Here is a 13,485-nt window from a genome sequence, read left to right as displayed (position 1 = left end):
CTGTCGAAGTAGGACAATTGCCGGCTTCACGTCACCATCAGCGACCTTGAATGGCCTTCCTTGCACTCGGTATTAACCACAAGACTGCTTCAGTAGACGTCCGCGAGCGCGTGGCCTTTACCCCTGAGCAGCTGGTGGAGGCCTTGCAGCAGCTCTGCCGACTCACCGACAGCCGCGAAGCTGCGATCCTCTCCACCTGCAATCGCAGTGAACTCTATATAGAACAGGATCACCTTTCGGCTGACATCATATTGCGCTGGCTGGCCGATTATCACCATTTGAGCCTCGAAGAGCTGCGCGCGAGTGCTTATGTGCACGAAGATGATGCGGCAGTTCGTCACATGATGCGGGTGGCCTCCGGGCTCGATTCGCTGGTGTTGGGCGAACCGCAGATTCTCGGTCAGATGAAATCGGCTTACGCCGTGGCCCGCGAAGCCGGCACCATCGGTCCGTTGCTCGGGCGGCTGTTCCAGGCCACGTTCAATGCGGCCAAACAGGTGCGCACCGACACCGCCATCGGCGAGAACCCGGTGTCCGTGGCGTTTGCCGCGGTCAGTCTGGCGAAACAGATTTTCAGCGACCTGCAACGCAGCCAGGCCTTGCTGATCGGTGCCGGCGAGACCATCACCCTGGTCGCCCGCCATCTGCACGAATTGGGTGTAAAGCGCATCGTCGTCGCCAACCGCACCCTGGAGCGCGCGAGCATTCTGGCCGAGCAGTTCGGCGCCCACGCGGTGTTGCTCTCGGACATCCCGGCGGAGCTGGTGCGCAGCGACATCGTTATCAGCTCCACCGCCAGCCAGTTGCCGATCCTGGGCAAGGGCGCAGTGGAAAGCGCCTTGAAACTGCGCAAGCACAAGCCGATCTTCATGGTAGACATCGCCGTCCCCCGGGATATCGAGCCGGAAGTCGGCGAACTGGATGACGTTTACCTTTATAGCGTCGACGATCTCCACGAAGTGGTCGCCGAGAACCTCAAGAGTCGCCAGGGCGCAGCCCAGGCGGCGGAAGAGATGGTCTCGGTCGGTGCCGAAGATTTCATGGTCCGCCTGCGTGAACTGGCGGCGGTGGATGTGCTCAAGGCCTATCGCCAACAAAGCGAGCGCATGCGCGACGAAGAATTGCAGAAGGCCCAGCGCATGCTGGCCAACGGCAGCAGCGCCGAAGACGTGCTGGTGCAACTGGCGCGGGGCCTGACCAACAAACTCTTGCACGCACCGAGCGTGCAGTTGAAAAAGCTCTCTGCCGAAGGCCGCCTCGATGCGCTGGCCATGGCCCAGGAACTCTTTGCCCTGAATGAGGGCTCATCGGATAGCTTTTCGGATAAAAAACCGCAATGAAAGCGTCACTGCTCAATAAGCTGGACATCCTCCAGGACCGTTTCGAGGAATTGACCGCCTTGCTTGGCGACGGCGAAGTCATTTCCGATCAGAACAAATTCCGCACCTATTCCAAGGAATACGCGGAAGTCGAACCGATTGTCGAAACCTATAAACAGTTGCTCAAGGTACAAAGCGATCTCGAGGGCGCTCAGGCGCTGCTCAAGGACAGCGACCCGGACATGCGCGAAATGGCCGTGGAAGAAGTCCGCGAAGCCAAAGAGCAATTGATCGAAATAGAAGCCAGCCTGCAACGCATGCTGCTGCCCAAGGATCCGAACGATGGGCGTAACGTGTTCCTCGAAATCCGCGCCGGCACCGGCGGTGACGAGGCGGCGATTTTCTCTGGTGACCTGTTCCGCATGTATTCGCGTTACGCCGAGCGTCGTGGCTGGCGGGTGGAAATCCTCTCGGAGAACATCGGTGAACACGGGGGCTTTAAAGAAGTCATCGCCCGCGTCGAAGGCGACAACGTCTACGGCAAGCTGAAGTTCGAATCCGGTGCCCACCGCGTACAACGGGTTCCGGCTACTGAATCCCAGGGCCGCATCCACACCTCGGCCTGCACCGTAGCCGTGTTGCCCGAGCCGGACGAACAGGAAGCGATCGAGATCAACCCTTCGGATTTGCGCATCGATACCTACAAATCCTCCGGCGCCGGTGGTCAGCACGTAAACAAGACGGACTCGGCGATCCGCATCACGCACTTGCCGTCCGGTATTGTCGTCGAGTGCCAGGAAGAACGTTCCCAGCACAAGAACCGCGCCCGGGCGATGTCCTGGCTGTCGGCCAAGCTCAACGATCAGCAGACCAGCGCCGCCGCGAACGCTATCGCCAGCGAGCGAAAATTGCTGGTCGGTTCGGGCGATCGCTCGGAGCGGATCCGCACGTATAACTTTGCCCAGGGGCGGGTCACCGACCATCGGGTCAACCTGACGCTGTATTCCCTCGACGAAATCCTCGCGGGTGGCGTCGATGCGGTGATCGAGCCGTTGCTGGCCGAATACCAGGCCGACCAATTGGCAGCGATAGGTGAGTAAATGACGATCATTGCCAGTTTGTTACGCGCCGCCGACCTGCCGGATTCGCCCTCCGCGCGCCTGGATGCCGAATTGTTGCTGGCCGCTGCGTTGGGCAAGTCCCGCAGTTTTCTGCACACCTGGCCCGAGCGTATCGTTCCGAGCGAAGCGGCGCTGAAGTTTGCCGAGTACCTGCAACGCCGTCGTGGCGGTGAGCCAGTGGCCTACATCCTCGGTCAGCAAGGTTTCTGGAAGCTTGATCTGGAAGTTGCGCCTCACACGCTGATCCCGCGCCCGGACACCGAACTGCTGGTGGAGACTGCGCTGGAACTGCTGCCGGCCACACCCGCCTCGGTGCTCGACCTCGGCACCGGCAGCGGCGCCATTGCGTTGGCCCTGGCCAGCGAACGTCCGGCCTGGAAGGTTACCGCCGTGGATCGCGTGCTCGAAGCCGTGGCCCTGGCCGAGCGTAATCGCCAGCGCTTGCACCTGAACAACGCCACCGTGCTGAGCAGTCATTGGTTCAGTGCGCTGGAAGGTCAGCGTTTTCAACTGATCATCAGCAATCCACCTTACATCGCCTCCGCCGACCCGCATCTGGTAGAAGGTGATGTGCGCTTCGAACCGGCCAGTGCCTTGGTGGCCGGCGTCGACGGGCTCGACGATCTGCGTCTGATCGTCGCCCAGTCGCCAGATTATCTGGAGGCGGGCGGTTGGCTGATGCTTGAACACGGTTACGATCAAGCCACTGCGGTACGCGATTTGCTGCTGACCCGCGGCTTTGAAGAAGTCCACAGCCGCACCGATCTGGGCGGTCACGAACGTATCAGCCTGGGGCGCCTGCCGTGCTGAATGATCAGGAATTGTTGCGCTACAGTCGGCAGATTCTGTTGCAGCACGTCGACATCGACGGCCAGTTGCGACTGAAAGAAAGCCGCGTGTTGATCGTCGGTCTCGGCGGCCTCGGCTCGCCGGTTGCGCTGTATCTGGCAGCCGCCGGCGTCGGTGAGTTGCATCTGGCGGATTTCGACACGGTCGACCTGACCAACCTGCAACGCCAGATCGTTCACGACACCGACAGCGTCGGCCTGAGCAAGGTCGATTCGGCTATTCGCCGACTGACTGCAATCAATCCCGAGATTCAGTTGATCGCCCATCGCACCGCGCTGGACGAAGACTCCCTGGCCGCCGCCGTGGCTGCGGTAGATCTGGTGCTGGACTGTTCCGACAATTTCTCCACCCGCGAAGCGGTCAACGCTGCGTGTGTCGCCGCCGGCAAACCGCTGGTCAGTGGCGCTGCGATTCGGCTGGAAGGGCAGTTGTCGGTGTTCGACCCGCGCCGTCCGGAAAGCCCGTGCTACCACTGTTTATATGGTCACGGCAGCGAAGCCGAACTGACGTGCAGCGAAGCCGGCGTCGTAGGGCCATTGGTTGGCCTGGTGGGCAGCCTTCAGGCGCTGGAAGCCATGAAGTTGCTGGTGGGTTTCGGCGAGCCGCTGGTGGGGCGCCTGTTGTTGATCGATGCCTTGGGCTCGCGTTTTCGCGAATTGCGGGTCAAGCGTGATCCGGGCTGCAGCGTCTGTGGTTCGAAGCATGCGTGAAGCGCCGATTGGCGTGTTCGACTCCGGCGTCGGTGGGCTTTCGGTGCTGGCCGAGATCCAGCGTTTGCTGCCCAACGAATCACTGTTGTATGTCGCCGATTGCGGGAATATTCCCTACGGCGAGAAAACCCCGGAATTCATCCGTCATCGCTGCAGCGTGATGGCCGGTTTTTTTCAGCAGCAGGGCGCCAAGGCCTTGGTGCTGGCCTGCAACACGGCGACTGTCGCTGGCGTTGCAGACTTGCGGCGCGATTATCCCGAGTGGCCCATCGTCGGCATGGAGCCGGCGGTCAAACCGGCCGCTGCCGCCACCCGTAGCGGTGTGGTCGGTGTGCTCGCCACCACCGGCACCTTGCAGAGTGCCAAGTTCGCCGCGTTGCTCGACCGTTTCGCCACCGATGTGCGAGTCATCACCCAGCCGTGCCCCGGCCTGGTGGAGCTGATTGAAAACGGCGATCTGCACAGCGAGGCCTTGCGCCAGTTGCTTGCCAGGTATGTCGAACCACTGCTCGGCGCCGGGTGCGACACGATAATTCTTGGCTGCACGCATTACCCCTTCCTAAAGCCGTTGCTTAAGCAGATGATCCCCGATGACATCAGCTTGATTGATACTGGCGCCGCTGTTGCGCGGCAACTTCAGCGATTGTTGGCCGAGCGTGAATTGCTCGCCGAGGAGCCTGCTCGTGCTGCACAGTTCTGGACGAGTGCCGATCCGGAGCATTTCAGAAATATCTTGCCGATACTGTGGAATACCGCTGGTGTTGTGCGAAGCTTCAAGGAGTAAACAAAACTCGGGGCAAGCGAGTAATTGGGGTGAACTTCTGATTAAGCGTCGACTTCTATAGCGTCAAGCAACAAAAAAACCATACGAAATCGTTCGGAAAAGGATGTTTCTAATGAAGCGACTATTCTGCTTGGCCGCGATTGCGGCCGCACTGATGGGGCACAGTTTTACCGCACAGGCGGCAGGCGTGGAGTTCGCGGTCGGTCAGACTAGCGAGTCGACCATGACCTATCGACTGGGCATGCAATTCGATTGGGACAAGAGCTGGTTGCAGAGTGATATCGGTCGTTTGACTGGTTACTGGAGCGGTGCCTACACCTATTGGGAAGGCGACAAGACCTCCAGCAACCACAGCCTGTCGTTCGCGCCGGTGCTGGTTTACGAGTTTGCCGGGCAGACCATCAAACCTTATCTTGAGTTGGGAGTTGGCGTAGCAGTGTTCGCCAATACCGAAGTCGAAAACAACAATCTCGGCAATGCCTTTCAGTTTGAAGACCGGTTCGGTTTTGGGCTACGTTTTACGGGCGGACATGAAGTCGGGATTCGTGCGACACACTACTCAAATGCCGGGCTGAGCAGCCCGAACGATGGTGTAGAAAGCTACGCGCTGCATTACACGATGCCGTTGTAAGCCTTGGCGCTGTTAATGTGGGAGCAGGCTAGCTCCCACATTAAATCTTCATTGGTCTGACTTTCACCGATACGCCGTGGTAATCCCTTGGCGTTCCTCGATACATTCCGGTGCACCCATCTCGAACTCCCGGCAGATCAACGGGCGTTTTTCGTAGATGGTGCACATCATCGTGTTGCGATCCAGCGCGGCGCACCAGCCGTCATCCAGACGCAGCATGACCTCCCCACCCCAGTCATCGGTATCGATAAAACGTTCGGGCACGCCCGTGTCCGTGATCAGCATGACTTCGAGCTGACAGCAGCAAGCTGCGCAGGTCGAGCAGGTGACCGCAGGCTCGGCGATTTGCGTATGGGGAATGGTTTTCATGGCGCCCAGTGTAAGGCAGTGGGCCGGTGCTGTGTGAAAGGCCTGACGGACGCTTGGTAGCCGGGTTCGAACAGGGTGATCGCATGGCTGCGATTCAGCAGCCAGGTGCGATCACCCCGAGATGCGGCTACCGGCGATGGTGATTTCAGGGCTGGTCCTTGATCGGCGGATTGCTGCGCACCATGCGTTTGCCGATCGCCAGTTTCCCCCGGTTGGTTACTTTCGACAGTGGCCAGAGGTCGGCCATGAACAACGCCGGAAAGGCTAATTCCAGCGGGCGATTCTTGAGTTCGGCAAAGATGTAGCGTGCGGACTTGTCCACCGGCCAGCTGAGTGGTATGGGGACGTTTTGCGCCGTCAGCAGCGTCTCGACAAACCCTGGGTTGACCACGGTGACTTCGATGCCTTCCGGTGCAAGATCAATTCGCGACGATTCAAACAGGTAACGCAGCCCGGGCTTTGAGGCGCCATGAGCCTCGGACCGCGGCAACGGCAGGTAGGTGACCGAGCTGGCGATGCCCACCAGATGCGGCGCGGTGCCGGCGCGCAAGAGTGGCAGGGCAGCCTGGATGCAATAGCTGCTGGCAAGCAGGTTGGTACGCACTACGTGCTCGACGATCGACGAATCGAACTGCTGAACGTCGACGTATTCGCAAGTGCCGGCGTTGAGGATCACCGTGTCCAGAGCTCCCCACTCCCCGGCAATCTGCTCGCCGATTTCTCGCACGGTCTGGCTGTTGGTCAGGTCTCCGGCCACCACCAGCACTTGCCCCGGATAACGCTGGGACAAGACTTTGAGTGGCGCCACCGAACGAGAACTCACCGCAAGATGAGCACCGGTTTTCAGTATTTCTTCGGCCAGCGAGGCACCAATGCCGTTGCTGGCGCCAGTCAACCAATATCGCCGTGGAGGTGTAAATCTCATCCCATTCTCCTTTTCAACCAGGCAATCGCCCGTCATTTTGTCGTGATGGCAGGTTCTTGAATGCGGCCAGGGCTCGCCGGCGGGAAGTACTCAGATTGACGATCGGTGACGGATAATCCACCGCGCCGAACAATCCGCCGACGTTCGCCGGGTTGTGGACTTCTTTCTTGTTCAGCCTGGCCAATTCTGGCAGCCAGTGCTTGATAAACAGACCTTCGCTGTCGAATTTCTCCGACTGGCTCAGCGGGTTGAAAATCCGGAAGTAGGGCGCCGAATCGGTGCCAGTGGACGAACTCCACTGCCAGCCACCGTTGTTCGCCGCCAGGTCGCCGTCAATCAGGTGACGCATGAAAAAACGCTCGCCTTCACGCCAGTCGATCAGCAGGTTCTTGGTCAGGAACATCGCCACCACCATGCGCAGGCGATTATGCATCCAGCCGGTTTCAAGCAATTGGCGCATGGCCGCGTCGATAATCGGCAGGCCGGTTCGGGCCTCTTGCCAGGCCAGGAGTTCCTCCGGAGCATCGCGCCAAGCGAGGGCTTCGGTTTCCGGGCGGAAGGCACAATGACGCGCGACCCGTGGGTAGCCCACCAGAATGTGTTTGTAGAACTCGCGCCACAGCAATTCGTTGATCCAGGTGACGGCGCCGACCTTGCCACTTTCGAACTCGCCCTGATTGCTTTGTAGCGCGGCGTGCAGACACTGACGGGGGGAAATCACCCCGGCGGCGAGATAGGCCGACAGCTGACTGGTGCCGGGTTTGGCCGGGAAGTCGCGTTCGTTTTTGTAGTAGTCGATCTGAGCATTGGCGAAGGTGACGAGGCGGCGGTGGGCTTCGACTTCACCGGCAGGCCAAAGACTGCGCAAGTTTTCGTTGGGCGTTGCGAAGCCTTCAACGTTTGATGGGATCTTGTCGCTGCTGATCGCCAGCGGCGCCTGTATGGCGGGTGCTGAGACCCGCCTCGGCAGCGACCCGCGCAGGCGGTCGTAGCATGCCTTGCGGAACTGACTGAACACCTGAAAGTAAGTGCCGGTCCTGGTCAGCACGGTACCCGGTTTGAACAGCAGTTGATCAAGGTGGCTATAAAATTCGATGGTATGGGCTTTCAGCGTTTCGGCCACGGCTGCGTCACGACGGCTTTCATGAATGCCGTACTCCTCGTTGACGTGCACCGCGTCGATTTTCAACTGTTGGCAAAGATCAAGCAGGACCTTGGGTGCGTCCTCCCAGCGGGATGCCTTGCGGATCAACAAGGGAATGTTCAGCTCCTCCAACGCGCTGCGTAACTCGCTCAGGTTGCGCAGCCAGAAATCCACTTTGCACGGCGCGTCATCGTGCTCCAGCCATTGCTCCGGGCTCAGCAGATATACCGCCACAGTCGGGCCGCGGGCTGCGGCGGCCGAGAGGGCGGTGTTGTCATGGAAGCGCAAGTCGCTGCGCAACCAGATCAATTGCAGAGAGGTGTCCGCACGATTCATTAAAAATTCGCCATTAAATGAGCCCACGCTGAACCAGGCCCTGATGCGCTGCTAACGGATCTTCAGCCAGGAACAAGTCAGTAATCTTGAACGTTCGTGCGGACAACTCGGTGTGGTGGATGCACACCGTGGGTCCGGCAATCATTTTTGGGCAACTGACACCATTCAAAAGTTTCGGCAGCTGCGAAAGGTTCATGGCTTTGCTGGAATACAGCAGTACGCCGCGGGCTTGCAGATGATCGATCGCCAGCGCGAGTTCGCCGGCGGGGAGTGGCCAGTCGAACACTTCCACCGGGCAATCGGCGCTGCTGATCAGCCAGGCGGTCAGCCACAGGTGAGGTTCCAGTGGCAAGTCCGATTGATTGATCAACAACAGTGGCGCGGTGCGTAACTGACGGTTGTTATGGTAAATGCGTGCGCCAAATTTGCTGCGTAACCAGGAGTAAAAAAACACCCGCTCCATCTGCGCGCCGAACTGTCCTTGCCAGCGTTGCTCCAGTTCAGCCAGCAGCGGCAGCAGCAGTTGTGCGCACAGGGTCCGTGGTGGATACAGCGCCATGGCCTGATTGACGGTGTCATCGAGAGTGCGTTCGTTCAGTTGAGTGACCGCCTGCAGCAGCGTATGGCGCAGCACTTGCCAATCGTTTTCGACGGATTCGGTAAAGGCCTGCGGGGTGTCGAGCAGTGGCTTGACCTGGCTGACGGCCACGCCACGGTTGAGCCAGGTGAGGATCGTCAGGATGCGTTGAACGTGTTCGCCAGAGAACAGCCGATGCCCCTTGGGCGTGCGTTGCGGCACGATCAAGCCATAACGCCGCTCCCAGGCCCGCAGGGTGACGGCGTTGACGCCGGTCTGCCGCGCGACTTCACGGATCGGCAACCAGCCTTCGTCGAGGGCTTTCTTGAAGTCGGCGCCGAGGTCTTCGCTGGCGCTGGTGTCGAGTGGGCTTTTCATTGGATTGTCATTAGATCGCGTTTCGCAGACTGAGATTTTCCGGGTGCGGTTGCAGGTAAACCTGTTGCGCAATGTACGGATCCGGGTGTTGACGGAAGTAGTGTTTGAGCAGCGTCAGCGGCACCACCAACGGCACGATGCCATGGCGGTACTGACCGATGACGTGCTGCACTTCCTGTTTGTCTTCAGGGCTGATTGCCTGTTTGAGATAGCCACTGATGTGTTGCAGGACGTTGGTGTGGCTGCGGCGTGTGGCGCATTTTTTCAAGGCCGTCATCAGCTCGCTGAAATAGCGTGGACCGAGTTCGTTCGGATCGGTCTGGCCCATGTTGCCCAGCAGGTTGCCCAGGGTTTTGTATTGCACCGGGTTGTGGGCCATCAGCAGGTATTTGTAGCGCGAGTGAAAGTCCGTGAGGCCACGGCGAGTCAGGCCTTCGCGCAGCAACTGCTGCCAGGCACTGTAGGCGAACACGCGGGTGAGGAAGTTTTCTCGCAGCACCGGGTCGTTGAGTCGGCCGTCTTCTTCCACCGGTAAATCCGGATGCCGCGCGCAGAACGCCTGGGCGTAGATGCCACGGCCACCACCGTCCACCGGCGCACCGTTGGTATGGTAGACCTTGACCCGATCCAGGCCGCATGACGGGGATTTCTGCATGAAGATGTAGCCGCAGATGTCGCCCAGTTCCGCGGCCATTTTCTGACCGTACTCGGCGAGTGGCCGGGTGACATTGAGTGTTGGGTTAACGGTACCGATGGCTTCTGGATGTTGTGGATCTCCCACCAGACGGATCGGTTCACGGGGAATGCCGAGACCGATGGCGACTTCCGGACAGACCGGGATGAAATCGAAATAGTCAGTGAGGGTGCGACTGCATAGCCGCGACGCCTTGTGCCCGCCGTTGTAACGCACTTCTGCGCCCATCAGGCAGGCGCTGATGGCGATCTTCGGTTTCACGGTCACGTGGGGCATCGGAGCACCTCGAATCTAAACCTGTACAGACTGCTCGGTCTGTACAACATAACTTCATCATAGATTCAAAGGTGTACAAGTCAAATTGTTTGTATAGGTTTTACCGTCGGGCCTCCTACCGGATCAATGCAGTTCACTGCAGATGCGCATGCAAGCGTCGGGCGGCTTCCTGGCCGCTGAGCCAAGCGCCTTCGACACGACCGGACAAGCACCAGTCGCCACACACATACAAGCCTAGATCGGCATCGGCCAAGGCGCCCCATTCATGGCTGTTGGCGGGGCGGGCGTAGAGCCAGCGGTGGGCGAGGCTGAAGGTCGGGGCGGGCATGGCGCTGTGCAGCAGCTCGGCAAATGCGCCGTGCAATTGCTCGATCACCGCTTCCTTGGACAGGTCGATATGTTGCCGGCTCCAGGCGCTGGTCGCATGCAGCACCCACGTATCGAGAGTGTTATCGCGCCCGGGTTTGCTGCGGTTGCGAGCCAGCCAGTCGAGTGGGCTGTCCTGTACGAAGCAGCCTTCCATGGGCGTATCCAGCGGTGTCTCGAACGCCAGCGCGACAGCCCAGGTCGGGTCCATTTTCACCCCGGCGGCGGCACCGGCGAGTTTCGGCGCGGAGGCCAGCAGTGCAGTCGCCTGAGGCGCCGGCGTGGCGATAATCACATGACTGAACGGGCCGTGGGTGAAGCCTTCGGCGTCCTGCAGATGCCAGTGCTCCTCGCCGCGATAGACCTCGGTAATGCGGCAGGCGAAATGCACTTCCAGGTCGCCGAGCAGGCCGCGGGTGATGGCGCTCATGCGCGGCGTGCCGACCCAGCGGGTCTGTTCGTCCGGCGACAGGTTGAGCTGGCCGCCATGGTAGGTGTAGAGCTGCGGCATCCATTCAGCGACCCAGCCGTTGCCTTGCCAGCGCTGGACTTCAGTGACGAAGCGGCGATCACGGGCGGTGAAATATTGCGCGCCCATGTCCAGAGCACCCGCATCGCTGCGCTTGCTTGACATGCGTCCGCCACTGCCGCGGCTTTTATCGAAAAGTTGTACGACATGCCCGACCTCTGTCAGGGCCTGGGCGGCGGAGAGCCCGGCGATGCCGGTGCCGATGATTGCGATAGGTACAGTCATAGGGGCCTCGTTTACCTTTCTGTACAGACTACGCCGTGGTTTAAACCTGTACAATATTATTTTTTGGTATAACTTTTAGCGTTCTCGTTCTGACAGCTTGGCCTATTGTTAATCACAGAGCCTGCCCGATACCAAAGATCCCTGCATATAAAAATAGACTAGGGATCAGGGTAAAACGTTACGCGAGGAAGTAGTCATGCACATATTGCTGACCGGCGGTACTGGTTTGATAGGACGTCAACTCTGCCGCCTCTGGCTGAGTCAGGGTCATCGCCTGACGGTCTGGAGTCGCAAGCCTGAGAAAGTCGCGAAAATCTGCGGTGCCCAAGTGCGCGGAGTGGCCCGCCTCGAGGACATTGGCCCGGAGCCAGTGGATGCAATTATCAACCTCGCAGGTGCCCCGATTGCCGATCGCCCATGGACAACCAGGCGCAAAGCGCTGTTGTGGAGCAGTCGCATCACCCTGACCGAAACCCTGCTGGCCTGGCTCGAAACCCGTGAACAAAAACCGCAGGTGTTGATTTCGGGGTCTGCGATCGGTTGGTACGGTGATGGGGGCGAGCGGGAATTGACCGAGAAGTCTCCACCGGTCATCGATGATTTCGCCAGCCAGTTGTGCATCGCCTGGGAAGAAACCGCCCAGCGTGCCGAAGGCTTGGGCATTCGCGTGATCTTCATTCGTACCGGGCTGGTGTTGTCGGCAGAGGGCGGCTTTTTGTCGCGGCTGTTGCTGCCGTTCAAAGTGGGGCTGGGCGGGCCTATCGGCAGTGGCCGGCAGTGGATGCCGTGGATTCATATCAACGATCAAATCGCCCTGATTGATTTTCTTCTGCATCAGGAAGACAGCAGTGGTCCTTATAATGCCTGCGCGCCCAAGCCGGTGCGCAACCGCGAGTTTGCCAAGACATTGGGCAGCGTGCTGCACCGCCCGACGTTCATGCCTATGCCGGCCCTGGCGTTAAAGGTGTGTCTGGGCGAATTGTCATTGCTGTTGCTGGGCGGCCAGAAGGCCGTACCGGCTCGCTTGCTGGAAGCGGGTTTCACTTTCCAGTTCACTGATTTGCGCGCGGCTCTGGACGACCTTTCCAGCCGCCTTTGAAATAGGACGTTGCATGACCGATCACGCATTGCTTCTGGTCAACCTGGGCTCACCGGCCTCCACCTCGGTGGCGGATGTGCGCAGTTACCTCAATCAATTTCTGATGGACCCGTATGTGATCGACCTGCCATGGCCGGTGCGACGTTTGCTGGTGTCGCTGATCCTGTTCAAGCGCCCGGAGCAGTCTGCCCACGCCTACGCCTCGATCTGGTGGGAGGAAGGCTCGCCGTTGGTGGTGCTCAGCCGTCGCCTGCAACAGGCCATGACGGCCCGGTGGACCCACGGTCCGGTGGAACTGGCGATGCGTTACGGTGAGCCGTCGATCGAGTCGGTGCTGGTGCGCATGGCGGGGCAGGGGATCAAACGTATCACGTTGGCGCCTCTGTACCCGCAGTTCGCTGACAGCACCGTGACCACGGTGATCGAAGAAGCCAAGCGGGTCGTGCGGGAGAAGAATCTTGAGCTGCAGTTTTCTATTTTGCAGCCGTTTTACGATCAGCCGGAATACCTCGATGCGCTGGTGGCCAGTGCCAAGCCGTATCTGCAGCAGGATTACGATCACTTGCTGTTGAGCTTCCACGGCTTGCCGGAACGGCACCTGAAGAAGCTCAATCCAGGCCACAGTTTTGAGGGTGGCGGCGATTGCTGCGCTGGAGCACCACCGGAAGTGGTCGCGACCTGTTATCGCGGGCAATGCCTGCGTACGGCTGCAGAGTTTGCCAAACGCATGGGTTTGCCGGACGGCAAGTGGTCGGTGTCGTTCCAGTCGCGTCTGGGGCGGGCCAAATGGATCGAACCCTACACCGAAGCGCGCCTCGACGAGTTGGCCGGGATGGGCGTGAAGAAAGTGCTGGTGATGTGCCCGGCGTTCGTTGCCGATTGCATCGAGACGCTGGAAGAGATCGGTGATCGCGGTAAAGAGCTGTTCCGCGAGGCGGGGGGAGAGGAGTTGGTGTTGGTGCCGTGCCTCAACGACGATCCGCAGTGGGCGCGGGCATTGAGCACCTTGTGCGAAAGAGCCCCGTTGGCCCTCTGATGATCGTTCCCACGCTCTGCGTCACTAGTGTCCGGTAAAAACCGAAGGGGGAGCTTGCTCCCCCTTGCTGTGCCTGCTTCGTAAGCAATAATCAGGTTTTCAGACTTGATTTTCGCC

Annotated in this window: 14 protein-coding genes; 8 read left to right on the top strand and 6 right to left on the bottom strand. The window is 59.7% G+C overall.

Annotation, left to right across the window (positions count from 1 at the left end):
- Nucleotides 1–50: 50 nt before the first annotated feature.
- The 6 genes from hemA (at nucleotide 51) to ACMXYI_RS01990 (ending at nucleotide 5,414) form a co-directional block, all read left to right on the top strand.
- Nucleotides 51–1,340 carry a glutamyl-tRNA reductase gene (hemA, locus tag ACMXYI_RS02015; RefSeq protein WP_046053450.1) on the top strand — a complete coding sequence of 430 codons (1,290 nt, stop codon included), beginning with the start codon at nucleotides 51–53 and terminating at the stop codon, nucleotides 1,338–1,340.
- Nucleotides 1,337–2,419: a peptide chain release factor 1 gene (gene prfA, locus ACMXYI_RS02010; RefSeq protein WP_283181651.1), complete on the top strand. Its 1,083-nt coding sequence runs from the start codon at nucleotides 1,337–1,339 to the stop codon at nucleotides 2,417–2,419. The genes hemA and prfA overlap by 4 nt, the downstream gene beginning before the upstream one ends.
- Nucleotides 2,420–3,250, top strand: coding sequence for a peptide chain release factor N(5)-glutamine methyltransferase (gene prmC, locus ACMXYI_RS02005; RefSeq protein WP_415771373.1), 831 nt, complete (start codon nucleotides 2,420–2,422; stop codon nucleotides 3,248–3,250). It abuts the gene before it with no gap.
- Nucleotides 3,244–3,999, top strand: a complete 756-nt coding sequence (locus ACMXYI_RS02000; RefSeq protein ID WP_008153418.1) for a molybdopterin-synthase adenylyltransferase MoeB — start codon at nucleotides 3,244–3,246, stop codon at nucleotides 3,997–3,999. The genes prmC and ACMXYI_RS02000 overlap by 7 nt, the downstream gene beginning before the upstream one ends.
- Nucleotides 3,992–4,783 (top strand): glutamate racemase, encoded by a 792-nt coding sequence (gene murI, locus ACMXYI_RS01995; RefSeq protein WP_008153416.1) that lies wholly within the window; start codon nucleotides 3,992–3,994, stop codon nucleotides 4,781–4,783. Before ACMXYI_RS02000 ends, murI begins: the two co-directional genes overlap by 8 nt.
- 112 nt (nucleotides 4,784–4,895) lie before the next feature.
- A complete protein-coding gene (locus ACMXYI_RS01990) occupies nucleotides 4,896–5,414 on the top strand; it encodes an acyloxyacyl hydrolase (RefSeq protein WP_415771371.1) in 519 nt (172 codons plus the stop codon).
- A 63-nt stretch (nucleotides 5,415–5,477) separates the two neighbouring features.
- Here ACMXYI_RS01990 and ACMXYI_RS01985 read toward each other — a convergent pair whose 3' ends face one another.
- From ACMXYI_RS01985 to ACMXYI_RS01960, 6 genes are all read right to left on the bottom strand, one after another.
- The gene (locus ACMXYI_RS01985; protein WP_074880229.1) at nucleotides 5,478–5,783 is read right to left on the bottom strand and encodes a YkgJ family cysteine cluster protein; all 306 of its coding nucleotides are present in this window, start codon (nucleotides 5,781–5,783) and stop codon (nucleotides 5,478–5,480) included.
- Between the two features lie 145 nt (nucleotides 5,784–5,928).
- Entirely contained in the window at nucleotides 5,929–6,708 is a 780-nt protein-coding gene (locus ACMXYI_RS01980; protein ID WP_415771369.1) for an SDR family NAD(P)-dependent oxidoreductase, read from the bottom strand.
- Between the two features lie 13 nt (nucleotides 6,709–6,721).
- Entirely contained in the window at nucleotides 6,722–8,167 is a 1,446-nt protein-coding gene (gene phrB, locus ACMXYI_RS01975) for a deoxyribodipyrimidine photo-lyase (protein WP_415773846.1), read from the bottom strand.
- A gap of 34 nt (nucleotides 8,168–8,201) precedes the next feature.
- Nucleotides 8,202–9,143 (bottom strand): MerR family transcriptional regulator, encoded by a 942-nt coding sequence (locus ACMXYI_RS01970; RefSeq protein WP_415771367.1) that lies wholly within the window; start codon nucleotides 9,141–9,143, stop codon nucleotides 8,202–8,204.
- Nucleotides 9,144–9,153: 10 nt separating this feature from the next.
- The gene (locus ACMXYI_RS01965; RefSeq protein ID WP_415771365.1) at nucleotides 9,154–10,113 is read right to left on the bottom strand and encodes a YbgA family protein; all 960 of its coding nucleotides are present in this window, start codon (nucleotides 10,111–10,113) and stop codon (nucleotides 9,154–9,156) included.
- A gap of 133 nt (nucleotides 10,114–10,246) precedes the next feature.
- Nucleotides 10,247–11,233, bottom strand: coding sequence for an NAD(P)/FAD-dependent oxidoreductase (locus ACMXYI_RS01960; protein WP_282481451.1), 987 nt, complete (start codon nucleotides 11,231–11,233; stop codon nucleotides 10,247–10,249).
- Nucleotides 11,234–11,429: 196 nt separating this feature from the next.
- Between ACMXYI_RS01960 and ACMXYI_RS01955 the strand changes: the two genes are divergently transcribed.
- Together ACMXYI_RS01955 and hemH are read left to right on the top strand one after the other, a co-directional pair.
- Nucleotides 11,430–12,332, top strand: coding sequence for a TIGR01777 family oxidoreductase (locus ACMXYI_RS01955; protein WP_415771363.1), 903 nt, complete (start codon nucleotides 11,430–11,432; stop codon nucleotides 12,330–12,332).
- Between the two features lie 13 nt (nucleotides 12,333–12,345).
- Nucleotides 12,346–13,368: a ferrochelatase gene (hemH, locus tag ACMXYI_RS01950; protein ID WP_415771361.1), complete on the top strand. Its 1,023-nt coding sequence runs from the start codon at nucleotides 12,346–12,348 to the stop codon at nucleotides 13,366–13,368.
- Nucleotides 13,369–13,485: the final 117 nt, after the last annotated feature.

This window comes from Pseudomonas lyxosi, from assembly GCF_047758685.1.
Taxonomy (GTDB): domain Bacteria; phylum Pseudomonadota; class Gammaproteobacteria; order Pseudomonadales; family Pseudomonadaceae; genus Aquipseudomonas; species Aquipseudomonas lyxosi.
Note: the sequence above shows the minus strand (reverse complement) of the source record. Positions and strands in the feature narration are given on the sequence as shown.